At 64.0% G+C, this 23406-nt stretch carries 27 protein-coding genes, 1 pseudogene and 1 riboswitch; of the genes and pseudogenes, 20 read left to right on the top strand and 8 right to left on the bottom strand.

The features are described 5' to 3' along the window. The 7 genes and pseudogenes from MGEO_RS19800 to MGEO_RS19770 form a co-directional block, all read right to left on the bottom strand. Window positions 1-339, bottom strand: a pseudogene (locus tag MGEO_RS19800) (hypothetical protein); the annotation flags it as partial. Continuing rightward, window positions 339-728, bottom strand: a complete 390-nt coding sequence (locus tag MGEO_RS19795; RefSeq protein WP_085641470.1) for an ExbD/TolR family protein — start codon at window positions 726-728, stop codon at window positions 339-341. The pseudogene MGEO_RS19800 and the gene MGEO_RS19795, both read right to left, overlap by 1 nt. Then, window positions 725-1099, bottom strand: coding sequence for an ExbD/TolR family protein (locus MGEO_RS19790; protein WP_085641469.1), 375 nt, complete (start codon window positions 1097-1099; stop codon window positions 725-727). The genes MGEO_RS19795 and MGEO_RS19790 overlap by 4 nt, the downstream gene beginning before the upstream one ends. A gap of 1 nt (window position 1100) precedes the next feature. Continuing rightward, complete coding sequence (locus MGEO_RS19785) at window positions 1101-1721, bottom strand: MotA/TolQ/ExbB proton channel family protein (RefSeq protein WP_085641468.1); 621 nt, start codon at window positions 1719-1721, stop codon at window positions 1101-1103. Then, window positions 1715-2503, bottom strand: a complete 789-nt coding sequence (locus MGEO_RS19780; protein ID WP_085641467.1) for a cobalamin-binding protein — start codon at window positions 2501-2503, stop codon at window positions 1715-1717. Before MGEO_RS19780 ends, MGEO_RS19785 begins: the two co-directional genes overlap by 7 nt. Next, window positions 2500-3258 (bottom strand): ABC transporter ATP-binding protein, encoded by a 759-nt coding sequence (locus MGEO_RS19775; protein ID WP_085641466.1) that lies wholly within the window; start codon window positions 3256-3258, stop codon window positions 2500-2502. Before MGEO_RS19775 ends, MGEO_RS19780 begins: the two co-directional genes overlap by 4 nt. Beyond that, window positions 3255-4214, bottom strand: coding sequence for a FecCD family ABC transporter permease (locus MGEO_RS19770; protein ID WP_085641471.1), 960 nt, complete (start codon window positions 4212-4214; stop codon window positions 3255-3257). Before MGEO_RS19770 ends, MGEO_RS19775 begins: the two co-directional genes overlap by 4 nt. A gap of 128 nt (window positions 4215-4342) precedes the next feature. Then, window positions 4343-4526, bottom strand: a riboswitch (cobalamin riboswitch). A 656-nt stretch (window positions 4527-5182) separates the two neighbouring features. Between MGEO_RS19770 and mraZ the strand changes: the two genes are divergently transcribed. The 20 genes from mraZ (at window position 5183) to MGEO_RS19670 (ending at window position 21844) form a co-directional block, all read left to right on the top strand. Further along, window positions 5183-5692 carry a division/cell wall cluster transcriptional repressor MraZ gene (mraZ, locus tag MGEO_RS19765; RefSeq protein WP_198948131.1) on the top strand — a complete coding sequence of 170 codons (510 nt, stop codon included), beginning with the start codon at window positions 5183-5185 and terminating at the stop codon, window positions 5690-5692. A gap of 6 nt (window positions 5693-5698) precedes the next feature. Continuing rightward, complete coding sequence (gene rsmH / locus MGEO_RS19760; protein WP_085641464.1) at window positions 5699-6691, top strand: 16S rRNA (cytosine(1402)-N(4))-methyltransferase RsmH; 993 nt, start codon at window positions 5699-5701, stop codon at window positions 6689-6691. Beyond that, the gene (ftsL, locus tag MGEO_RS19755; RefSeq protein WP_198948130.1) at window positions 6691-7038 is read left to right on the top strand and encodes a cell division protein FtsL; all 348 of its coding nucleotides are present in this window, start codon (window positions 6691-6693) and stop codon (window positions 7036-7038) included. Before rsmH ends, ftsL begins: the two co-directional genes overlap by 1 nt. After that, window positions 7035-8822 (top strand): peptidoglycan D,D-transpeptidase FtsI family protein, encoded by a 1788-nt coding sequence (locus tag MGEO_RS19750; RefSeq protein ID WP_085641462.1) that lies wholly within the window; start codon window positions 7035-7037, stop codon window positions 8820-8822. The genes ftsL and MGEO_RS19750 overlap by 4 nt, the downstream gene beginning before the upstream one ends. Window positions 8823-8864: 42 nt before the next feature. Beyond that, window positions 8865-10349 carry a UDP-N-acetylmuramoyl-L-alanyl-D-glutamate--2,6-diaminopimelate ligase gene (locus MGEO_RS19745; RefSeq protein WP_085641461.1) on the top strand — a complete coding sequence of 495 codons (1485 nt, stop codon included), beginning with the start codon at window positions 8865-8867 and terminating at the stop codon, window positions 10347-10349. Further along, window positions 10346-11788 (top strand): UDP-N-acetylmuramoyl-tripeptide--D-alanyl-D-alanine ligase, encoded by a 1443-nt coding sequence (locus MGEO_RS19740; protein ID WP_085641460.1) that lies wholly within the window; start codon window positions 10346-10348, stop codon window positions 11786-11788. Before MGEO_RS19745 ends, MGEO_RS19740 begins: the two co-directional genes overlap by 4 nt. Before the next feature lie 7 nt (window positions 11789-11795). Further along, window positions 11796-12878, top strand: coding sequence for a phospho-N-acetylmuramoyl-pentapeptide-transferase (gene mraY, locus MGEO_RS19735; RefSeq protein ID WP_085641459.1), 1083 nt, complete (start codon window positions 11796-11798; stop codon window positions 12876-12878). 187 nt (window positions 12879-13065) lie between these two features. Beyond that, window positions 13066-14286: a Coenzyme F420 hydrogenase/dehydrogenase, beta subunit C-terminal domain gene (locus MGEO_RS19730; protein ID WP_085641458.1), complete on the top strand. Its 1221-nt coding sequence runs from the start codon at window positions 13066-13068 to the stop codon at window positions 14284-14286. Window positions 14287-14355: 69 nt separating this feature from the next. After that, window positions 14356-14835, top strand: coding sequence for a UPF0262 family protein (locus MGEO_RS19725; RefSeq protein ID WP_085641457.1), 480 nt, complete (start codon window positions 14356-14358; stop codon window positions 14833-14835). Window positions 14836-14838: 3 nt separating this feature from the next. After that, a complete protein-coding gene (locus tag MGEO_RS19720) occupies window positions 14839-15288 on the top strand; it encodes an arsenate-mycothiol transferase ArsC (protein WP_085641456.1) in 450 nt (149 codons plus the stop codon). After that, window positions 15285-15680, top strand: a complete 396-nt coding sequence (locus MGEO_RS19715) for a nuclear transport factor 2 family protein (RefSeq protein WP_282957396.1) — start codon at window positions 15285-15287, stop codon at window positions 15678-15680. The genes MGEO_RS19720 and MGEO_RS19715 overlap by 4 nt, the downstream gene beginning before the upstream one ends. Next, window positions 15680-16276, top strand: coding sequence for a GNAT family N-acetyltransferase (locus MGEO_RS19710; protein WP_085641454.1), 597 nt, complete (start codon window positions 15680-15682; stop codon window positions 16274-16276). The genes MGEO_RS19715 and MGEO_RS19710 overlap by 1 nt, the downstream gene beginning before the upstream one ends. After that, window positions 16273-17157, top strand: coding sequence for a carbon-nitrogen hydrolase family protein (locus MGEO_RS19705; RefSeq protein ID WP_085641453.1), 885 nt, complete (start codon window positions 16273-16275; stop codon window positions 17155-17157). The genes MGEO_RS19710 and MGEO_RS19705 overlap by 4 nt, the downstream gene beginning before the upstream one ends. Before the next feature lie 83 nt (window positions 17158-17240). Further along, on the top strand, window positions 17241-17459 hold the full coding sequence (infA, locus tag MGEO_RS19700) for a translation initiation factor IF-1 (RefSeq protein ID WP_005978431.1): 219 nt from the start codon (window positions 17241-17243) through the stop codon (window positions 17457-17459). Between the two features lie 7 nt (window positions 17460-17466). Then, entirely contained in the window at window positions 17467-18045 is a 579-nt protein-coding gene (locus tag MGEO_RS19695) for a Maf family protein (RefSeq protein ID WP_085641452.1), read from the top strand. Further along, window positions 18042-19064 (top strand): ribonuclease E/G, encoded by a 1023-nt coding sequence (locus tag MGEO_RS19690; protein WP_085641451.1) that lies wholly within the window; start codon window positions 18042-18044, stop codon window positions 19062-19064. The genes MGEO_RS19695 and MGEO_RS19690 overlap by 4 nt, the downstream gene beginning before the upstream one ends. After that, window positions 19061-19252, top strand: coding sequence for a DNA gyrase inhibitor YacG (locus MGEO_RS19685; RefSeq protein WP_085641450.1), 192 nt, complete (start codon window positions 19061-19063; stop codon window positions 19250-19252). The genes MGEO_RS19690 and MGEO_RS19685 overlap by 4 nt, the downstream gene beginning before the upstream one ends. 39 nt (window positions 19253-19291) lie before the next feature. Continuing rightward, window positions 19292-20038, top strand: coding sequence for a 5-oxoprolinase subunit B family protein (locus MGEO_RS19680; RefSeq protein WP_085641449.1), 747 nt, complete (start codon window positions 19292-19294; stop codon window positions 20036-20038). Then, a complete protein-coding gene (locus MGEO_RS19675) occupies window positions 20038-21057 on the top strand; it encodes a 5-oxoprolinase subunit C family protein (protein WP_085641448.1) in 1020 nt (339 codons plus the stop codon). The genes MGEO_RS19680 and MGEO_RS19675 overlap by 1 nt, the downstream gene beginning before the upstream one ends. Before the next feature lie 4 nt (window positions 21058-21061). Next, a complete protein-coding gene (locus MGEO_RS19670; protein WP_085641447.1) occupies window positions 21062-21844 on the top strand; it encodes a LamB/YcsF family protein in 783 nt (260 codons plus the stop codon). On the opposite strand, the gene MGEO_RS19665 is transcribed toward MGEO_RS19670, so the two are convergent. Further along, window positions 21820-23085, bottom strand: coding sequence for a glycerate kinase type-2 family protein (locus tag MGEO_RS19665; RefSeq protein WP_085641446.1), 1266 nt, complete (start codon window positions 23083-23085; stop codon window positions 21820-21822). The two genes, MGEO_RS19670 and MGEO_RS19665, sit on opposite strands and share 25 nt — an antisense overlap. Between the last annotated feature and the right edge of the window lie 321 nt (window positions 23086-23406).

Genomic DNA, 23406 nt, shown 5'->3' with positions numbered 1-23406 from the left:
GGGCAGGCGTGTGTCGGCCTGTGGTTTGTCCGGAGCGGCATGGGGCGCGGCAAGCGCGGTGGTTTCGGCGTGGGGGGCGAAGGGCTGGTCCTGCGTCGGGCGGTCCGGCGCTGCGGTGGTGTCCGGTGTCGCAAGGGCGGGTGCGTCACTGACCTCGGGCGGGCGGTCCCAGTCGCGCGCCATTGCCGCCAGCGTCGGGGTTGCCGCCTGCAAAGTGACCTCGGACGCGCCGCCTTCGCCGCCGCTGCTGCCACCGCCGGGCAGGGGCGCGACGACCAGCGTCGCCGCGTGCAGCGCGCCGGAGAGCAGGATGAAACCGGTGAATTCGACGATCCGCATCAGCCGCCCTCTGTCACGATTTCGACCCGCGTCGCACCGAGTGCGGTCAATTGCGCAAGCACTTGGGCTAGGGTCGCGGCGGGCAGGGTTGCGTCGGCGTAGAGGCGCAGCGGAGTGCCTTCAGGCAGGGACGCCGCTTGAGACAGAGCCGCATCGCCGCGCGCGGTCTCAAACGCGATCTCGCCATCGGCGCTGATATAGAGTGCGGTTTGCCCGGCGTCTTCGTCGCCGCTGGCGCTGGGCAGGGTCAGGTCGAACGGGGCCGGGGGCACGATCTGCGCGGTCATCAGGAAGAAGATCAACAGCAGGAACACCACGTTGATCATCGGCACAACCGGCTCGCGCGAGGCGCGTCGTGGGCGCGGGGCAAGGAGTGGCGCGCGTCTCATTCCAGCACCACGAGATTGGTCCAGCCCGCACGGCGCAGGGTGCCCATCACGTCCAGAAGGTGCTGGACCGAGGCCCCGTCGCGGGCGCGTAGGAGGATAATGTCGGTCTCTGTGCCCATGAGTGGGGTCAGGCTGGCGACGGGATCGGCGGTGTCGATGCCATTCACACGCAGCGCGTCGGGCAGAACGGTGATCAGGCGCGGCGGGCCGTCATAAGGTTGTGCGGAGCCACCCGATAGCGTGACCGGGATTGCGTCGGTCACGCCGAAGCGGGCGGCGAGCATGAAGAACACCAAGAGCAGGAACACGACGTCGATCATCGGGGTGAGCCCGATGCGGCGACGGCGTGTCTGATGCGCGAGGTTCAGCATGTCAGCCCTGTTTGCCTTTGGTCAGGACGCGGGTGGCCAGATCGTCGAAATCATGGGCGAGGCGGTCATTGATGCTGTCGAACCAGCTCAGCGCCATCGAGGCGGGGATCGCCACGGCCATTCCGGCGGCGGTGGTCAGAAGTGCTTCCCAGATGCCGCCGGCGAGGGCGGACGGGTCGGCGCGCGCACCGCTGTCTTGCAGTGCCTGAAACGCGTCGATCATGCCGAGAACGGTGCCGAGCAGACCCACAAGGGGGGCGATGGTGGCGATCAGGTCCAGCGCGCGCAGGCCGCTGCCCGCATCCATCAGCGCGCCACGGGCGACGCGGGTGGTCTCGTCACGCGCATCCTCGGGGGCAAGGGTTTGGCTGGCCTGCATCGCCGCATTGACCACGCGGGCGCGCAGGCCGGTGCGAGTGCGCAAACTGGCAAGTGCGCTGTCATTTTGGCCATTTTGCCATTGTGCCACGGCAGCCTCGGACGCGTCGCGCCGCCATGCGCCCATGAGAGACAGGCGCCACAGTTTCCACAGGATCAGGCCCAGCGTGATGATGCTCAGCCCGGCAATCACCCAGAGCGCCGGGCCGCCGATGTTCAGGAAGTCGGTGATCTGGGTCAGCATACGGGCACGTCCTCGGGGCAGAGAGCAGCGATCAGCGCGTCAAGCCCGTCGCTCAGCGCGGCTGGTCCCGGTTGCAGGATCAGCGGCGATTTGATTTCGATTATGCGGTTCTGCCTGACGGCTGGGATCACATTCCAGCCGGGGCGCGCGGCGATCTTTTCCGGTCTCACCTTCTTGCCACACCATGACGCGACAATGATGTCGGGCGCGGCTTGGATCACGTCTTCAGGCGTCACAATGCGGTTCTTTGCCGACTGTTTATGGCGAAGATGGGCAAAACAATCGGTGCCGCCCGCGATGTCGATCAGGTCGGAGACCCAGCCGATGCCGGTGATCAACGGGTCGTCCCATTCCTCGAAATAGACGCGGGGGCGGTACGAAGGAGCCTTGGCGCGCAGGGTGGCGATGCGGGTCTCAAAGGTCTGGGCCAGCGCCTCGGCTTGGTCGGCGCAATCGGTCAGGCGGCCCAGCGTGCGGATCATACGAAGGATGCCCGCCACGTCGCGCTGGTTGAAGGCCATCACCTCGACGCCTGCACGGATCAGCTCGGCAGCGATGTCGGCTTGCAGATCGGAGAAGGTGAGCACCAGATCGGGATTGAGGGCGAGGATCTTGGGAATGTCCGCAGAGGTGAACGCGCCGACGCGTGGTTTTTCCTGACGCACCCGTTTGGGGCGCACGGCATAACCTGTGACGCCGACGATACGGTCCTCCTGCCCCAAGAGGTAGAGCGTTTCGACGGTTTCTTCGGTCAGGCAGACAATGCGATTGGGGGCGCTCATGCGATCACCCCCCAAGGCTGCACCACCAGCCCTAGCGGTGTGTCGATCACATCGGCTTTGAGGCGGAACACGTCGGCAAGGCTGTCGGGGGTCAGCACGTCGCGCGGCGGGCCGTCGGCGATGATGCTGCCCGCGCGCATCATGATGAGGCGGGTGCAATAGCGTGCGGCCAGCGTCAGGTCGTGCAGCGAGGTCAGCGCGGCGCGGCCTTCTTGCGCGAGGGTTTCGAACACCTGAAGCGTGGCGATCTGGGCGGCCGGATCCAGCCCGGCGATGGGTTCGTCCGCCATAAGGAGCGGTGTGTCCTGCGCCAGGGTGCGAGCGATCAGAACGCGGGCCTGTTCGCCACCGGACAGTGCAGTGGCCAAACGGGTGCGGAAGTTTTGCAAGCCCATGCGGGTCAGGGCGGCATCAACCGCGCTTTGATCGGCTGGGCTGAGCCGCGCGCCACGGGCGAGGTAGGGCAGTCGGCCAAGGGCGACGATCCGCTCGACACTCATGGGCCATGCGATTTCACGGGTCTGCGGCAGCCATGCGGCTTGGGCGGCACGGTGACGCGGAGAGAGATCGGCAAGGGTGCTTGTTCCCTCGAACGGCAACAGCCCCATTGCGCCGCGCAGCAGCGAGGTCTTGCCTGCGCCATTGGGCCCGATCAGGCCTACACATTCCCCGGATGAAATGTTGAAGGACGCTCTGTCCACCACCGGACATTCGCCGCGTTTCACGGTGAGGTTCTGCACGTTCAGGAGGGTCATGTGATTTCCCTCCGTGTCTTGTAGATCAGGTGCAGGAAGAGCGGTGCGCCGATCAGCGCCATGACGACACCGAGTTTCAGGTCGCGCTCGGGCAGGACAAGGCGCGTTGCGAGGTCGGCGGCGAGGACCATTGCCGCGCCGCCGATGGCCGAGGCCCAGAGCAGGGTGGACGGGCGGCCTTCGGCAAAGCGGCGGAGAATGTGCGGTACGACAAGGCCGACAAAGCCGACCGCGCCTGCGACGGCGGTTGCGGCACCCACGGCGGCGGCGGTCCCGAACAGGAGTTGCAGCCGCAGGCGCGACAGCGAGATGCCCATCGCTTCGGCCGCGTCTTCGCCCAGGGTCAGCGCGTCGAGACCCCGACCCAGCCCGGCGAGTGCGGCCCAGCCGAGCGCCATGATCGGCAGCGCGAGCCAGACATGGCTGAGGGCACGGTTGGCGACGGAGCCCATCATCCAGAACATGATTTCGGATGCGGCATAGGGATTGGGCGAGAGGTTCAGCGCCAGAGAGGTCAGTGCGGCGGCAAAGGCCGAGACGGCGATACCGGCAAGGATCAGGGTCAGCGACGAGCCGCGTGGACCTGCCAGCACGAGGATGAGGCCGACGCCGATGGCGGCAAAGCAGAGTGCTGTTACCGGCAGGGCAAGGAAGAACGCGCTGGCAAACCCGGTCTGCAGCGCCACAACCGCGCCGAGCGCTGCGGAGCCGGACACCCCGATCAGCCCCGGTTCGGCCAGAGGATTGCGCAGGAAGCCCTGCATCGCCGCCCCCGCAAGCCCGAGCGATGCGCCGATCATCGCCGCCAGCAGGGCGCGGGGCAGGCGGATGTCCTGCATGATGGTGACAAAGAGGGGATCCCCCAGACCAAGGAGCGCCGCAAGCCCTTCGGAGACGGGGATCGCTGCATAGCCGACGAAGAGCGATGCCGTGAACATCGCAAGCGTCAGGACCATCAGCGCACCAAAGAGCTTCACCGCTCTGCCTCCCGCGCATCGTACATATCAAGCCTTCGGTTCGCGCCCGAAGACGGTGACTGTCACCACGCCGGAGATCCGTCACATCCGGCGCGCCCCGCGCGGATGTAGGGTGATCTGTCGCGGCAGGTCTCCTGACTTGCGGGTCTGCGCGTGGTTCGGGCCTTCCCGGGAGATCCCAGTGGCATATGCCGAACACGCTCGCCGCTTACAGTTGCGGGGGCAGTCGTGGGTTTTCACCACGTTCCCTTTTCACCGGGTTTTGCCCGGACCGTGACGTATTCGGCCTACAGCCGGGCAGATCGCAATGCAAGCTCTGGCCGCTTTGGGAGCGTCATGGGAAACGATGGGACGGTGATGGGATCGCACGTGCCGCGGGACGAATCAAAGCGTTGATTCGTACTGGAAATGGGTGTTTTTGCCGGATTCTCCGGTGCAGAAAAGTTGCTCCGAGAGGATGTTCTTGGTTTGTTTGTTATCCTTCTGGGAAATTATGGGCAAGAATGGTGCGCCATGGGGCGGACTATATGTTGTGTATATTGAGGGTGCGTTGTGGCTTATTTTCCAAAAATCTCGAAATTCTGACGCTAGATGCTGTGTTTTGAATGTTTTTAAATCAGCATGTGGTAGCAAATTCCCATAAAAAACTGTTGCGACCCATGAATTCCCATGTCATCCATAGTTCATCAGATGAGAGCAGGAACGGCAGACGAGGCACCAAGACCTCACCGCGGTATCCGAAAAACAAAAAAACGCAGGTTTCATACAGGCACCCGCTTTCATCGAACACAGAGATCCGGCGCGCGGGCGAGCAGACATCCCCCCAGGTGGCGCGCGCAGTCGGACTTCCCGGAGACGGGACTCGGGCGGCGGGTTGATCAGTGGCAGCAGATCAACCCGCCGTTTCCGTTTCCAGGGATCAGAGCAGTGAAAGGACCAGTTGGGCAGTGACCCGGAAGCTGAGGTTCAGAGGCGAGAGCCATCACAAGGTGGATGGCAAGGGCAGGGTGTCCATCCCGGCCTCGTTCCGCCGTGTGCTTGAGGCTGGCGATCCGAACTACACCGAAGGTCTGAACCCCGAACTGGTCATCGTCTACGGCGACAAGCGCCGGAAATATCTTGAATGTTACACGATCGAGGCCATCGAAGAGGTGGACGAGAAGATCGAGGCGCTCCCGCGTGGTTCGGTTGAGCGCAAGATGCTGCAGCGCCTGTTCAACGGGCAATCCCATGCAACCAGCGTCGATGAGACGGGGCGGCTCGTGCTGCCTGCGAAGCTGCGCCAGAAGATCGGGCTAACGTCCGAGGCGTTTTTCATCGGGGCGGGGGACACGTTCCAGATCTGGGAGCCCGAGACATTTGAGGCCGAGGAACAGGCCGCAACCGATGAGTGGCTGGACGATCTTCCAGATGATGTCGATCCGCTCATCTTCCTGGACAAGCAGCCGGGGGGCTGATCGGATATGTCTGCTGCCGCTGCCCCGACATCCCAAGATCCGCACATTCCCGTTCTTCTTGCACCGCTGCTGCGGGCGGTCGCACCGGTGTCTGGCGTCTGGATTGACGGCACCTTTGGCGCAGGTGGTTACGCGCGCGGATTGATCGAGGCTGGGGCGGAGAAGGTCATCGGCATCGACCGGGATCCGCTGGCGCATGAGATGGCGGCCGCGTGGCTGCCCGAGTTCGGCGGTCGGATCGAATTGCACCGCGCCAATTTTGCCGAGATGGATCAGATCGCGTCGGATGTGGATGGCGTGGTTCTCGACCTTGGCGTGTCGTCGATGCAGCTGGATCTGGCGGAACGTGGGTTTTCCTTCATGAAGGATGGCCCGCTGGATATGCGGATGGGGCAGGATGGCCCGTCTGCAGCGGATATCGTGAACACGGCTGACGAGTTCGATATCGCCGATATTCTTTATACTTACGGCGAAGAACGCGCGTCGCGCCGGATCGCCAAGGCGATTGTGGCCGCGCGCAAGATCAGCCCGATCACCCGAACATTGGAGTTGGCGGGAATCATTGAAACCTGCCTGCCGCGCCCGAAGCCGGGGCAGTCGCACCCGGCAACGCGCAGCTTTCAGGCGCTTCGGATCGCGGTGAACGACGAATACGGGGCCCTGATGCGGGGTCTGATGGCTGCGGAGCGGGTTCTGAAGCCGGGCGGGCTGCTGGCTGTGGTGAGTTTTCACTCGGTGGAAGACCGGATGGTGAAACGGTTCATGCAGGCGCGGGCGGGCCAGACCGGGCGGGCGAACCGTTATGCGCCCGAGATCGAGGCCGAGGCGCCCGCGTTCGAGATCGTGACCCGCAAGGCCGTCGGACCGGACGACGATGAGCTTGCCGCGAACCCGCGTGCGCGGTCGGCCAAGCTGCGGGTCGCTCGGCGCACCGACGCCCCGGCGGGCGAGATCGATGCGGGGCAGATTGCCCTGCCGCAACTCAAGGAGGATCGCTGATGCGTTCCCTGCTTTATGTCCTGATGTTTCTGACCGTCATCGGGGCGGCGTTCTGGGCGTATCATGAGAATTACAAGACGCAGGCCGCGCTGGGCGATGCGCAGGCCGTGCGGGCCGAGATCCGCGATGCCCGTGCGCGGCTGGCGGTGCTCAGGGCGGAATGGGCCTATCTGAACCGTCCCGATAGGCTCCGCGATCTGGCCGAGATCAACTTCGACCGGCTGGGCCTCATGCCGCTGGAGCCTGAGCAGTTTGGCCGTGTTGACCAGATTTCCTATCCGCAGCCGCCGGAGCTGCCGATCAGCGAACCCGTCGAGATTTCCAGCGCAGGAGCGCAAGAGCCATGATCCGCACGCCACTTCGGCCTTTGGCGCGAATCCTTGATGCGCGACGCAGGGGTGAGAACCCCGACGCCATCGAACGCGAGAACCTGCGCATCCGGCACGAGCAGATGCGCGACAAGGCGCGGTCGCGGGCTGAGGGGCGGCTGCTGATGATGGCGGTGATGTTCTTCTGTGCCTTTGGGGTGATCGGTGCGCGTATGGGCACGCTGGCGGCATCAGAGCCGGAAGAGCCCAGGGCGCAGGCAACAGGCGCCTCGATCATTGCCAGCCGGGCCGACATTGTGGATCGCAAAGGTCGCATCATGGCGACCAATATGGAGACCTATTCGCTCTACGCGCATCCGCAGCAAATGATCGATCCGATCCGCACCGCGCAGGAATTGGTCAAGATTTTCCCAGAGCTTAGCGAAGAACGTTTGCGCAAAGATTTCACAGGGAAGCGTAAGTTCATGTGGGTGCGCAAGAAACTCAGCCCAGAGCAGAAGCAGAAGGTGCATGATATCGGTGAGCCCGGTCTTCTGTTCGGCCCGCGCGAAATGCGGCTGTACCCCAATGGCGCGCTGGCTGCGCATATTCTGGGCGGGGCGAGTTTCGGTCGCGAAGGCGTACATTCCGCCGAGGTGATCGGGACCGCCGGGGTCGAGAAGTTCTTCGATGCCGAACTGCGCGATCCGGCGCGCGAGGGTGCGCCTCTGGAGTTGTCGCTGGACCTGACGATCCAGGCCGCGGCAGAGCGCGTTCTGCTCGGCGGCATGAAGCTGCTGAATGCCAAGGGCGCGGCGAGCGTTCTGATGGATGTGCATACGGGCGAGGTGATCTCCATCGCGTCGCTCCCCGATTTCGACCCGAACGACCGGCCGCGTCCGCTGACCGAAGGCGAAGCGGCCGACAGTCCGCTGTTCAACCGGGCGGTGCAGGGGGTGTACGAGCTTGGCTCCACCTTCAAGATTTTCGCGTCGGCTCAGGCGCTTGAGCTGGGATTGGTGCATCCGGAAACGGTGATCGACACCTCGGGTCCGCTGAGCGTCGGCGGCTTCAAGATTGGTGAGTTCGCAGGCAAGAATTACGGGCCTTTGTCGGTGTCGGATATCATCGTCAAGAGTTCGAACCGGGGAACCGGGCGCCTGGCGCTGGCGATTGGGGCGACGAAGCAGCAGGAGTTTCTGAAGGCGCTGGGGTTCTTTGAACCGACGCCTCTGGAAATTGTCGAGGCGCAGGGCGGCAAGCCGCTGTTGCCCTCACGCTGGACTGATCTTTCGAGTGTGACGATCTCTTACGGGCATGGTCTGTCGTCGAGCCCGCTGCATCTTGCGGCGGGGTATGCGGCGATTGCAAATGGCGGATACAAGGTCGAGCCGACTTTGCTCAAGCAGGACGGTCCACGGCTTGGACCGCGGTTGATGTCCGAGAAGACCGCGCGGCAATCTCTTGATATGCTTCGCAAAGTCGTCACCAAAGGGACTGCCAGCTTCGGCGAGGTTCCGGGCTATTCCGTTGGCGGCAAGACCGGCACCGCCGACAAGCCCAAGGCGCGGGGCGGCGGCTATTACAAGGACAAGGTCATCAACACCTTTGCGTCGGTCTTCCCCACAGACAATCCGAAATACGTGCTGATCGTGACGCTGGACGAGCCGGTGGAAACCAGCGGGACCAAGCCCCGCCGCACCGCCGGCTGGACCGCTGTTCCGGTGGCTGCCGAAATGATCCGTCGCGTTGCCCCGCTTCTGGGCTTGCGCCCGGAGGTGGAAACACGGCATTTGACGGGCATCATCAACACCTCGAACTGAGGGCAACGGCCCCGGCGAGGCAAAAACGACAGGGGGTGCGTCATGGGGGCAGACGCCAAGAGCCTGACCGAGCTGGGTCTGACGGCGCGCGGCGGCGCCGATGCATTTGTCACGGGTCTGGCCGTGGACAGCCGCGACGTGGAAGAGGGCTACCTGTTTGCAGCCCTGCCGGGTACGCGGATGCATGGCGCGGAGTTCATTCAGTACGCATTGCGCATGGGCGCGGGGGCCATCCTGACGGATGCCGAAGGGGCAGACATCGCGAAAGATGACCTGGCCGGTTCGACCGCCGCCGTGGTGATTGCCGCCGACCCGCGCCAGACGTTGGCCTTTACCGCTGCGCTCTGGTTCGAAAAGCAACCTGACACGGTGGTTGCCGTCACCGGAACGAATGGCAAGACCAGCGTGGCAAGTTTCGTCCGTCGCATCTGGCAGTTGCTTGGCCATCCGGCTGTCAATCTGGGCACGACAGGGGTCGAGGGCGACTGGCAGGCTCCGCTGGCGCATACCACACCCGAGCCGATCACTCTGCATCGCGCGCTGACCGGTGCTGCCGAAGCCGGGATCGACCATGCGGCGATGGAGGCATCCTCGCATGGGTTGGCGCAGCGGCGTTTGGATGGCGTGAACCTGCGCGCGGCGGGGTTCACCAATTTCACGCAGGACCATCTGGATTACCACGAGAGCTTCGAGGCGTATTTCGACGCCAAGGCCGGGCTGTTCGCGCGTGTTCTTCCCGAGGACGGGATCGCGGTGATCAACATCGATGACGCGCGCGGTGTGGACATGCTGGCCATCGCGCGGGCGCGCGGGCAGGAGACCATGACGGTCGGGCGCGATGCCGGGGCCGATATGGTGCTTCTGGGGCAGCGTTTCGATGCGACGGGTCAGGACGTGCGGATCAAGTTCGGTGGTGAGACCTTTCAGACCCGGTTGAACCTTGTGGGTGGGTTTCAGGCAGAAAACGTCATGGTTGCGGCGGGTCTGGTGATTGCGAGCGGGGCGGCCCCTGACCGCGTGTTTGCGGTTCTGCCGGAGCTGGAGACCGTGCGGGGCCGCATGCAACTGGCCGCGACGCGCAGCAATGGCGCGGCGGTTTACGTGGATTATGCGCATACCCCGGACGCCGTGGCGACCGCGTGCCAGGCGATCCGTCCGCATGTCATGGGACGTCTGGTGGCGATTATCGGCGCGGGTGGCGACCGCGACCCCGGCAAACGGCCCCTGATGGGCGCGGCGGCGGCAGAGTTTGCCGATCAGGTCATCGTGACCGACGACAATCCCCGCAGCGAGGATCCCGCGCTCATTCGCGCGGCGGTGCTGGAAGGCGCTCCCGGGGCGGTCGAAGTGGGCGACCGGGCCGAGGCGATCCTGCGCGGTGTCGATGCGGTGGGTCCGGGTGACGCGCTGCTGATCTGCGGCAAGGGGCACGAAACCGGGCAGATCGTGGGCGACACGGTCTATCCGTTTGACGATGTGGAACAGGCGAGCGTCGCCGTGGCGGCTTTGGACGGGAAACTGGCATGACCCTTTGGACAGGTGCAGAGGCAGCGAAGGCGACGGGCGGTCGCGCGACGACGGATTGGGCCGCGACGGGCGTGTCGATTGACACGCGGACGCTTCAGCCGGGGGATCTGTTTGTCGCGCTCAAGGCGGCACGGGACGGGCATGACTTCGTGGCGCAGGCGTTGGAAAAGGGCGCTGCTGCCGCTTTGGTCAGCCGGGTGCCCGAGGGCGTGGCCGAGGATGCGCCTCTGCTGATCGTGGACGATGTGCAAACGGGGCTTGAAGCGTTGGGCCGTGCCGGTCGGGCGCGGACGGAGGCGCGGGTGGTCGCGATCACCGGGTCGGTTGGCAAAACCTCGACCAAGGAAATGCTGCGCACCGTTCTGGGTGCGCATGGCCGCGTCCATGCCGCGGAGGCCAGCTACAACAACCATTGGGGGGTGCCGCTGACGCTGGCGCGGATGCCGCGCGACACCGAATTTGCAGTGATCGAGATCGGCATGAACCATCCCGGCGAGATCGCACCCCTGAGCCGGATGGCGCGGCCGCATGTGGCCTTGGTGACCATCGTGGCCCCTGCGCATCTGGAGGCGTTCGAAAGCATCGACGGGATTGCGCATGAGAAAGCGTCGATCTTTGACGGGCTGGAACCGGGGGGCGTGGCGATCTGGAACGGCGATCTGCCCACCAGTGGCATCCTGCAGGCGCGGGCGGAGGAGATGGCCGGGATCAGCGTGTCCTTCGGTGAGGCCGAGGGTTGCGACATGCGCGTGACCTCGGTTCGGGCGCAGGATGCGTGCAGCGTGGCGCAGGCGGCGTTTTCGGGGGGCGAGATGCTTTACAAGATCGACGCGCCGGGGCGGCATTTCGCGATCAACGGAGCGGCAGTTCTGGCCGTTTGTGAGGTGCTGGACCTCGACCGCGCGCTGTCGCTGGCAGCGATGGGGCGCTGGCATCCGGGCGCGGGACGCGGGGCGCATGTGACCATCCAATTGGATGCAGCGGATCCCTCGGCCACGCTGGCGCTGTTCGACGACGCCTATAACGCCAACCCGGCGTCGGTCGCCGCGGCTTTGGCCGTTCTCGCCGCAGCGCCAGTGCAGAACGATGTGGGTCGGGTCAGCAGGGGGCGCCGGGTCGCTGTGCTGGGCGATATGAAAGAGCTTGGCCCAACCGGTCCGGAACTGCATGCTGGTTTGGCGCGGCTGGAGGCCACGCAGGCACTGACCAAGGTGCATTGCGTGGGGCCGTTGATGCGGCATCTGCACGAGGCGCTGCCCGAGCATCAGCGCGGCATGTGGTCCGAGACCTCGGACGAGATGGCGGTACACCTGCCGCGCCACCTCGATGCCGGGGACGTGGTGATGGTCAAGGGATCGCTGTCCATGGGGCTGGCGCGCGTGGTTGACGCCATTCGCAATATGGGCGATGGCAACGCCCGCGACGAGGCGGAAGGATAAAGATCACATGTTGTACTGGTTAACCGCGCTGTCGGACGGGGGCGATTTTTTCAACCTCTTTCGGTATATCACCTTTCGGGCTGGAGGCGCGTTTCTGACGGCGCTGATCTTTGGCTTTCTGTTTGGTAAGCCGCTGATCAACGTTCTGCGCAAGCGGCAGGGCAAGGGTCAGCCGATCCGCAGCGACGGGCCTGAGGGGCATTTCACCAAGGCTGGAACGCCGACGATGGGCGGGCTCCTGATTGTCGGTGCGCTGCTGACATCGACGCTCTTGTGGGCGCGGTTGGACAATCCGTTTGTGTGGATGGTGCTGTTCGTCACCATGAGCTTCGCGCTGATCGGTTTTGCCGACGACTATGCCAAGGTGAAGAAACAGAATACGGCAGGTGTGTCCGGTAAGGTGCGGTTGTTGCTGGGTTTTCTGATCGCGGCCATCGCAGGCTACTGGGCTGCGCAATACCATCCGGAGGAGCTGACCAACCAACTGGCCTTCCCGGTGTTCAAGGACACGCTGCTGAACCTCGGCTATCTCTTCGTGCCGTTTGCGGTGATCGTGATCGTCGGCGCGGCCAATGCGGTGAACCTGACCGACGGCCTTGATGGGCTCGCCATCATGCCGGTGATGATCGCCGCCGGCACGCTGGGGGTGATCGCCTATGCCGTCGGCCGGGTCGACTTTACCGAATATCTCGACGTGCATTACGTGCCGGGGACCGGGGAAATCCTGATCTTTACCGCTGGTCTCTTCGGTGGCGGGCTTGGCTTCCTGTGGTACAACGCGCCGCCTGCTGCGGTGTTCATGGGCGACACGGGGTCTTTGGCGCTGGGTGGCGCTTTGGGCGCGATTGCGGTGGCGACGAAGCACGAGATCGTTCTGGCAATTGTCGGCGGCTTGTTCGTGGTCGAGGCGCTGTCGGTGATCATCCAGGTGCTCTATTTCAAGCGGACCGGCAAGCGGGTGTTTCTGATGGCACCGATCCATCACCACTACGAGAAGAAGGGCTGGGCCGAGCCGCAGATCGTGATCCGGTTCTGGATCATTTCGCTCATTCTGGCACTGATTGGCCTTGCGACCCTGAAGGTGCGCTGACGCGCGCAGGCTCTCTCGTCCTTTCGCCTTCGGCGACGTCCTCGGATGGTTGTTGGTGTGACGCCTCAATCGGGCGGTGCGCCTGTTGCGGCGGTGCATTTGCATATTTGGAAAAAGAAGAAGTGTTGACTCGCATTTCGCTTGACTGTCAACTAAAGTTGACATGTTGCTGCGTGGAGAGTCCGACATGGATGGTGGTCGTATCGGCCTGACGGTGCCTGAAATCGGTGGCGCGCCCCGGTCTGGACTTTGTACCGATTGCGGGGTGTCGCGTATGGGCGATGGCCGTGGTTGCGGCCGGGCCTGCCAGTTCATTCAACCCGATTACGAGAGCCTTGAGCGGTCCGTGCATGGACGAGTGGCTGGGGATGGCGACGAGGCTTTCTTTGGGGTGGCGCAGGCCATGTATCGCGCGCGGCTGGAGCCTGCGGCAGAGGGCGCGCAGTGGACCGGGCTGACCACGGGGCTGGCGGCGGAGTTGCTGCGCGCGGGTGCGGTGGATGCGGTGCTGGCGACGGCTCCCGATCCGTTTGACCGCTGGAAGCCGCTGCCGGTGATCGTGACCGAGGCGGACCAAATGGCCCAATGCCGGGGGATGCGGATGGGATACGGTCCGTTGCTGGCGCTGCTGGAACCGGCGCGGGACGCGGGGCATCGGCGGATTGCCGTTGTGGGTGTCCCCTGCCAGGTCTATGCGCTGCGCGCGCTGGAGGCTGAGCTGGGGTTCGACGAGATCACGGTGATCGGCACGCCCTGTTCGGACAATACCACAACCGAGAATTTTCATGCCTTCCTGGCGCGGCTCGACGACAGGCCGGAGACCGTGTCCTATCTGGAGTTCCGCGCGGATTACCGGGTGGAATTGCGGTATGACGATGGCCGTAAGCCGCGTTTCGTTCCGTTTCTCAAGCTGCCGCTGTCGGACCTGCCGGCGGATTTCTTTCCGATGACCTGCAAGACCTGCGTCGATTACACCAACCGGCTTGCGGACATTACCGTGGGCTATATGGGCGGCGACGGGGATCAGTGGCTGATCGTGCGCAATGCGCGCGGGGCGGCGGTGCTGGACCGGCTGGGCGACCGGGTGGTGCGGCGGGACCTGACCGACAAGGGCAAGCGCGAGGCGGCGGTCAAGGGTTTCATGGTGAACACCGAGCGTGCTGCCGGGGGGCTGCCTCTGCGGCGGATGCCCGACTGGGTGCGGCCCATCGTGGCGTGGTTGCAGCCACGCACCGGGCCGCGCGGGTTGGAGTTTGCCCGCGCGCGGGTCGAAATGAAGGCAATCGAGACCATTCTGCACCTCAGGCGGGCACATCCGGCGCGGATCAAGAACATGGTGCCACGCCATGTCTGGCGCGTGGCGGCGCGCTATGGTCTGCTGCCCACACAAGATGAAACGCGCGATTGAGCCGAAAGGCGCAATTGCGCCCCATATCAACGCGCGTTAGGGAGGTGCGCAGATCAAGGAACACCGCCCATGACACGCATTGCCCATATCGAACTGGACGACGGCAATCTGCCCCCGCCCACACCCGAGATCGAACAGGAACGCCGTGTGGCGATGTTCGACCTGATGGAGCATAACACGTTCGAACTGCCCGACCGGGACGGGCGTCCGGTGCCTCCGGGGCCGTATAACGTGGGGCTGTCGATCCGGGACAAGCGGCTGGTCTTCGATGTGACCACCGAAAGCCATGACAAGGCGGCAGAGTTTCATCTGTCGCTGTCGCCCTTCCGGCAGGTGGTGAAGGACTATTTCCAGATCTGCAAATCCTATTTCGACGCGGTGAAAACTCTGCCGCCAAGCCAGATCGAGACCATCGACATGGCGCGGCGCGGGATCCACAACGAAGGGGCGCGCATTCTTCAGGAGCGGCTTGAGGGCAAGGTGACGGTGGATGACGACACTGCGCGGCGCCTGTTTACGCTGGTCTGCGTGTTGCATTTCGGGGGCTGAGCTTTGGGAGCCTTGCCCCAATCCGTGCTGTTCTGTTGCGACCACAATGCCGTTCGGTCGCCGATGGCCGAGGGGATCATGAAGAAGCTCTATGGCTTTGAGACCTACGTGCAATCGGTCGGGGTGGTGAATGATCTCGAGATCGACGGGTTTGCCATTGCCGCCTGTAACGAGATCGGGGTTGCGCTGAACCGACACAAGTCGCGGTCGTTCGATGAGCTGGAAGAAAACGGCGAGGCGCTGTCGGGGTTCGACCTGATCGTGGCGCTGTCGCCGGCGTCACAGCGGCGGGCGCTGGATCTGACGCGGTTCTACCATCTGACGGTGGAATACTGGCCGATCATGGACCCGACGGGGTTGGGGGAAACGCGCGAGCAGAAGCTGAACGCCTATCGGCAGACACGCGACCAGCTGGTGGATCAGTTGAAACGAAAATGGGGAGGGTCGCTGTGAGCCGGGCCACACTCGAGCGGTATTTCGATGCGTTCAACCGCAAGGACATTGCAGGGATGCTGGACTGTCTGACCGAAGACGTGGCGCATCATGTCAACGAAGGCACTGTACGGATCGGGCGCGCGGCGTTCGAGGAATTCTGTGGCCACATGGCGCGCTGCTATGACGAGACACTGACCGAAATGGTGATCTTCGTGGCCGAGGATGGGGCGCGCGGAGCGGCGGAATACATGGTGAACGGCACCTATCTGGCCAGTGATGCGGAGCTGCCCGAGGCCAAGGGGCAGGGATATCGCCTGCCTGCGGGGTCGTTCTTTTCGCTGACGGACGGCAAGATCAGCCGTGTCGTGACCTATTACAATCTCAGCGACTGGATCAAACAGGTCTCGTGATGCGGATCGAGGCATTGACCGGAGAGGCGCTGGACGCGGCTCTGGACGATGTGGCAGGGCTGCGCATCCGGGTGTTCCGGGACTGGCCGTATCTCTATGACGGCGATCTGGAGTATGAGCGCGGGTATCTGGAGACCTATCGCAGCTCAGATGCGGCGATTCTGGTGGGCGCGTTCGACGGAACGCGGCTTGTTGGGGCGGCGACCGGCACGCCGATGGCGGATCACGCGGATGATTTTGCGGCGGCCTTTGACGGAAGCGGGTTGGCGCTGAACGACATTTTCTACTGTGCCGAGTCGGTGCTCTTGCCGGAGTATCGTGGGCGCGGGGTGGGGCATCGACTCTTTGATCTGCGTGAGGCGCATGGGCGCGCCCTGGGGGCCACGGTGTCGGCGTTTTGCGGGGTGGTGCGGCCTGCCGATCATCCCTTGCGTCCCGAGGGGTATCGGCCTTTGGACGGGTTCTGGCGCAAGCGGGGCTATGCGCCGTTGGACGGCGCCGTGGCGTGGTTTTCGTGGAAAGACATCGACCAGTCCGAGGCGACGCGGAAGCCGTTGCAGGTCTGGACGCGGGTGTTGACGGAGGGGGAGAGATGAAAGTTGCGGCGGTAGCATATCCCATGGATTTTCTCGAATCCTGGGCGGCTTATGAGGGAAAGCTCACGCAATGGGTGAGCGAGGCGGCGGGTGCTGGTGCCGACCTTCTGGTGTTCCCGGAATACGGCGCGATGGAGTTGGCGACGCTTGCCGGGCGTGATGTGGCGCTGGACCTGGAAGCGTCGCTCAAGGCTGTGTCGGACCGGATACCCGAGGCGGATGCGCTGCACGCAAAGCTGGCGCGGGAGTTCGGGGTCCACATCCTTGCGGCCTCGGCCCCGGTGTTCGACCCCGAGTTGGGGGACCGTCCCGTGAACCGCGCCCGATTCTTTGCCCCGAACGGCGATTCGGTTCATCAGGACAAACAGATCATGACAAGGTTTGAGCGTGAGGAATGGGGCGTCGTCGCGGGTGGACCGCTGCAACTTTTTGACACCGCTCTGGGCAAAATCGGCATCCTGATCTGCTATGACAGCGAGTTTCCCCTGCTGGGCCGCGCGATGGCCGAGGCGGATCTGATCCTTGTGCCAAGCTGCACCGAGGCTCTCACGGGGTATTCGCGGGTGCGGATCGGGTCGATGGCGCGGGCGTTGGAAAATCAGTGTGTTACAATCATGTCTTCAACCGTGGGCATCTGCGATTGGTCGGAAGCGGTTGATGCCAACACCGGCATGGGGGGCATTTTCGGACCGCCTGACACCGGATTTCCGGCCACTGGCGTGATCGCAGAGGGCGTGTTGAACCAACCCGGCTGGACTTATGCCGAGGTCGATTTGGACCGGATTGCCCTTGTGCGGGCGGATGGTGTGGTGCTCAACCGGCGGCACTGGGACGATCAGACGGGACGCGATGTGATTGCCGCAACGCGGAAACTCGGCTGAATAGCCCTTGATAAATTGGGCGTTTGGCCCCATCTAGTAGCGCGCCTCGCATTCTGGGCGGGGCAGTCTACGAAGGAGAAACCATGGCCAAGGAAGATACGCTCGAATTTCCCGGTGTCGTGAAGGAACTCCTGCCTAACGCGACGTTTCGGGTCGAGCTGGAAAACGGCCATGAGATCATCGCGCACACGGCAGGCAAGATGCGTAAGAACCGCATCCGTGTTCTGGCTGGCGACAAGGTGCAAGTCGAAATGACGCCCTACGATCTGACCAAGGGTCGGATCAACTACCGCTTCAAGTAAGCGTTTCATGAAGCTGATCCTCGGCTCCGGCAGCCCCCGGCGGCGGGAGCTTTTGGCTCAGATCGGGGTGGAGGCGGACGATATCCGCCCACCCGACATCGACGAAGACCCACGACCCGGTGAATTGCCGCGCCCGTACTGCGTACGTCTGGCGCGTGAAAAGGCTTTGGCGATTCCGGCCGGTGACGATGAGATCGTGCTGTCGGCCGATACGACGGTCGCTCTTGGGCGGCGCATCCTGGGCAAGCCTGCGGATGCGGCTGAGGCGGCGGAATTCCTGTTTGCGCTTTCGGGGCGGCGGCACCGGGTTGTGACGGCCGTGGCCGTACGCCGGGGCGGTCAGCTCTGGGAACGCGATGTTGTCACGCAGGTCAAGATGAAGCGCCTGAGCGATGCCGAGGTGAACGCCTACCTGGCCAGCGAGGACTGGCGCGGCAAGGCAGGGGGCTATGCCATCCAAGGCCCTGCAGGCGCATTTGTGCCGTGGATCAGCGGCAGTTTCAGTGCCGTGGTCGGCCTGCCTTTGGCCGAGACGGCGAACCTGCTCGTTGCGGCGGGCTATCCGCTTTACGGGGTGTCGGAATGAAGGGTCGGTTGATTGCGCTGGATCACGTCGGTGAGCGCGAGGCGGCGGCGCTGATGCTGGATGGACAGGTCGAGGATCTGTTTTTCGAAACCGACCAGCCTGCGCCAGGCACGATTTACCGCGCCATCGTCGAACGCCCGATGAAGGGGCAGGGCGGAATGTTCCTGCGCACCCCTGACGGTTCGGCTTTTGTGCGGCAGGTCAAGGGATTGGCCCCCGGTCAGACGCTGCTGGTGCAGGTCACCGGCTATGCCGAGCCGGGCAAGGCGATCCCGGTTACGGCCAAAGTTCTTTTCAAGAGCCGCTATGCCATTGTCACGCCGGATGCTCCCGGGATCAACGTGTCGCGCCGGATCAAGGATGACGACATGCGCGAAAGCCTGTTGGAGATTGCGCATGAGATCATGGACGCGGACGGTTTTGGGCTGATCCTGCGGTCTTCCTGCGAAGGGGCGGATGCGGACGAGATTGCTGACGATATCGCAGCGATGGCCGATCTGGCGGCCAAGGTGATGGCCGATGCTCAAGGCGATGCGGAGGTGCTGGTCGAAGGTGACGGGCCGCATCTGCTGGCGTGGCGCGAATGGACGGACAAGGCCGAGATCGACAGCGCCGATGGCAGTTTCGAGCGGCATGGTGTTCTGGACGTGCTTGATGGGTTGCAGGCCCGCGATGTGCCTTTGGGCGGACATGCGTCGATGGCGATCGAGCCGACGCGCGCTTTGGTGGCAGTCGACGTGAACACCGGGGGAGACACCAGCCCTGCGGCGGGGCTCAAGGCCAATCTGGCGGCGGTCAAAGATTTGCCGCGCCAGTTGCGGTTGCGGGGACTGGGCGGGCAGATTGTCATTGATCCGGCGCCCACTGCCAAAAAAGACCGCCGCCAGATCGAAAGCGCGCTGCGCAGTGCCTTGAAGCGGGACAGCGTGGAGACCGTGTTCGTGGGGTGGACTCCGCTGGGGCATATCGAGTTACAACGCAAGCGTGACCGACTGTCCTTAAGCGAGGTGCTGACATGAGCTGCCCCATCTGCGGCAAGGAAACCAACCAAGAGGTCCGTCCGTTCTGCTCAAAGCGCTGTGCCGATGTGGATTTGGCGCGCTGGCTGAACGGCAATTATGCAGTGCCGTCCGAAGACCCCGAAGACATTGAAGACGCGATCGAGGCGGCAGAGCAGGCCGCGTCCGGATCGGATAAACTGCACTAGCGTCTTGCCTCATCCGGCACGCGTGATAGGCGTTGTGCCATGGATGGAGCGCACACCCCGAAATTCGAGCCAGTGATCCGCGCGGCGGGTCTTGATGGCGTTCTGGTCAGCTTTGGCGCAGCGCTGTCTGAACCGGCAAACCGGGCGGCTCTGGCCTTTGCTGCCGCTGTGGGGCGGTCCGGAATTGAAGGGGTCGAGGAATGTGCGCCCTCGCTTGTTTCTGTTTTCCTGCGGTTCGATCCCCTGCACCTGGAGCTAGGCGTTCTGGTGCAGCGACTGTCGACGCTTCTGTCCGAGCGCGACTGGTATGACGCTGCGATGCCTGACGGACGGCGGTTCATCCGCGTACCGACGGTTTACGGAACCGAGCTTGCCCCTCAACTGGCCGAGGCGGCAGAGGCTGCGGGTCTCAGTGTCGAGGCGGCGGAAGAGCAGCTTTCCACGGCGCGGGTGCGCGTGCAGACCATCGGTTTTGCGCCGGGCCAACCCTATCTTGGACTGTTGCCGGAAGCTTGGAACATCCCGCGCCAGACTGCGCTGACAAAGGCGGTGCCCGAGGGCGCGCTGGTGGTCGCGATCCGGCAGCTTGTGCTGTTTTCCGTATCCAATCCAACGGGATGGCGGCATGTGGGACAGACCGCGCTCAGCCTGTTCCGACCCGACAGCGACACGCCGTTTTTCCTGCGTCCGGGGGATGAAGTGCAGTTTGTGCCGGTCTCCCGAGATGTGCTGGCGCGATACGCCGACGACCCGAATGGCGGGGCCGAGATCGAGGATATCCGGTGATGCGGGCGCTGAAGGTTCATCGCATTGCGCCGGGCGCGACGGTGCAGGACGGCGGGCGCGCGGGGTATATGGCCTTTGGTGTCTCTCGCGGTGGGGCGGCGGACCGCCTGGCGCTGGTCGAAGGGGCGGCGCTGTTGCGGCAGTCGCCGGAATGTGCGGCGCTGGAGCTGCCCGGTTCCGGCGGCGTGTTCGAGGCCACAGAGCCGATGCGCATTGCCCTGACCGGCGCACCCATGCGTGTGACGCTGGACGGCGCACCTCTGGTTTGGAATGCCTCGCACCGGATGGGGGCGGGTATGCGGCTCGAAATCGGAGGCGCGACCGGTGGCAGCTACGGGTATCTGCACGTCGGGGGCGGCCTCGATACGCCTTTGCTCCTGGGAGCGCGGTCTGCCCATCTTGCCGCCGGGATCGGCGCCGTGGTGCAGGCGGGCGAAGCGCTGCCTGTCGGTCCCGACGCGCGTGATGAGGTCGGACTCTTTCTGCCGCAGGACAGCCGCTTTGACGGTGGCGTGCTGCGGTTGGTCGAAAGCTTCCAGACAGGGCTGTTCGACGCGGCCACGCGGACGCGGTTCGCGCAGACGGTGTTTACCCGTGATGCCCGCGCCAACCGCATGGGGATGCGGCTCAATTCGGAGGGAGATGGCTTTTCGGCCAGCGAGGGCCTGAACATCCTGTCTGAATCGATTTTGCCGGGCGATATTCAGATCACCGGGGACGGTACACCCTATCTGCTGCTCAACGAAAGCCAGACAACCGGAGGGTATCCACGGATCGGCACGGTCATTCCCGCCGATCTGCCGCGCGCGGTGCAGACGGGGGCGGGCGGGCAACTGAGGTTCGAGTTCGTTCCGCGCGAAGAAGCGTTGAAGGCGCAGCAACGCATGACGGATTACATTGCTCAGGTGCCCAAGCTCTGCATGCCGCTTGTGCGGGATCCGTCGCAGATCCGGGATCTGCTGAGTTATCAACTGATCAGCGGAGCCACGGCGGGCGACGCAGCGGAATCGGAGGGATGAGACCATGCATGTCGATCTGAACGCGGATATGGGCGAAAGCTTCGGGCCTTGGCCGATGGGCTCGGATGCGGCGCTGCTTGAGGTCATCACTTCGGCGAATGTGGCCTGTGGCTTCCATGCAGGCGACTGGGATGTGATGGCGCAGACGATGGGTCTGGCCGTTGCCAATAATGTCGGGATCGGAGCGCATCCGGGCTTTCCCGACCTTCAGGGCTTTGGGCGGCGGCGGATGCATCTGAGCCATGACAGCCTGCGGAACCTCGTGCGGTACCAGCTGGGCGCGGCGCAGGCGATGGCGCGGTCGGTGGGTGGCGAAGTCCGACATCTGAAGCTGCACGGAGCGTTGGCCAACATGGCGTCGGAGGATTCAGCGATGGCCATGGCCTGTTACGAAGGCGCGCTGTCGGTAGATCCGGACATCATCATCATGGTGCTGGCCGCGACGCAGCAGCAGGACGCGGTCGAGATGCTGGGCTGCCGCTGGGCCGGCGAGATCTTTGCAGACCGGGCGTACAACGACGACGCGACGCTGGTGGACCGGAGCCTGCCGGGTGCGGTGATTCACGATGCTGACGTGGCGGGAGCGCGCATGGTCGAGATGGTCAGGGCGGATGCCATCATCACGGAAAGCGGCAAACACATCCCGGCGGCCGTCGATACGATCTGTCTGCATGGGGATGGGGCAACGGCGGTTCAGATCGCCCGGACCGTGCGCAGCGCGCTGGCCGAGGCGGGCATCACCCTGAAGCGGTTCGACGGGCGTCAGGGCGCGATCAGCAACACCTGAACATCGGCCACGTTGGTTCCTGTGGCTTCGGTTCGAAGAAGGTCTCCCCCAGCGGCCAGTGCTGCATAGCTGTCATTGTTGGCCAGCAGGGCCGCTACGTCCTGTCCGGCGGCTCGAATCCGGGGCAGGGTGCCTGCATCGACGACGCCGCCAGCCGCGTCGGTCGGGCCGTCCCGGCCATCGGTGCCGCCTGATAAAAACACCCAGCTGGTGTCCAGGTCGGGCGCGCCGACCGCGACACGCAGGGCCAGTTCCTGGTTGCGTCCGCCGCGACCGGACCCGGTCAGTCGTACGGTGGTTTCGCCGCCGAAGAGCAGGGCCGTCGGTTCCGGTTGAACGGCCATTTCGGACAGAACCAATTGCGCCGCGTCTGTCACGTCACCGGTCAGTGCATCGCTGACGATGCGCGGCGTGAGACCGATGCGCCTTGCCTCGTCCGCCATGGCATCGATCGACAGCCGGTTCGAACCCACAAGGGTGTTGGTGGCGTCGGGCACCTCGGGTCGAGGCTGCTGGGCGGCCTGTTCGAGATGGGTCCGGATCGACGCTGGCGTGGTGTCCCAGATCCCGGCGTCTTTCAAGGTTGTGATGGCGTCCGCCGCAGTTCCGATGGGGCTGACCGTCGGGCCGGACGCGATGGCGCGAAGATCGTCACCAATCACATCCGACAGCAGGTACGCATGGACCCGCGCCGGCGCTGCATGGCGCAGGAAGCCGCCGCCCTTGAGCTGGCTCACCTGCTGGCGGACAAGGTTCATCTGGACGATGTCCAGCCCGGCCGACAACAGCAGGTCGTTGAGGCGCGCCTTGTCCGTCAGGCTTACACCGGGGGGCGGCGCTGGCAGCAGAGCTGATCCTCCGCCGGAAATCAGCGCGATGACCCGGTCTTTGTCGGTGGTTTCCGACAGGATCTCGATCACCCGTTGGGCAGCGCGGGCGCCGGCTTCGTCAGGGACGGGATGTCCGGCATGTAGCAGTTCCGCGCCTTTGAGCGTTGCCGTGTTCTCATGGTGGGTGACAGCCAGTGCAACATCTGCGTCGGGCATCGCGGAGAGCGCTTCGGCGAGCATCGCGGGGGCGGCTTTGCCAATGGCGATCAGAATTGTGCGCCCGCCCTTTTCCGGGTCGGGCGGAGGTGACTGCGCCAGGCCCCGGCGCACGGCCTTTGCCGGGTCGGCTGCGGAAACCGCTGCATCATAGAGCTGGCGAGCTTGCGTGCAGAGCGCGTCTGTCTGTGTCATGCGCGCGATAGGATAGGAAAACTCTTTCCAAGTCAAACGCTTGGCAGCCGGTCTATTGCCTTGGTCATCTGGCGTTTTTAGAAGGGAGAAGTGGTGGTGGATGCAGTCCAGAGCGAACCGGTCTCTGGTCGAAATTCCCTGCTAACAGGGAATTTACAGGGAATATTTGCAGTTTTTCGTCGATTTGGCCCGTTACTTGGGTATTTTTCCGATTTTTCCAGAGCGATTACAACGTGTTATTGAGCAATTCCCTGCTCTTCAACGAACAGGGAATTTATTGCGAGGAACAGGGAAATAATTCGGCAGAACAGGGAAGAAAAC

Origin of the sequence: Marivita geojedonensis (genome assembly GCF_002115805.1) — a bacterium.
Taxonomy (GTDB): Bacteria; Pseudomonadota; Alphaproteobacteria; order Rhodobacterales; family Rhodobacteraceae; genus Marivita; species Marivita geojedonensis.
This window is presented reverse-complemented; position numbering and strand designations above follow the sequence as displayed.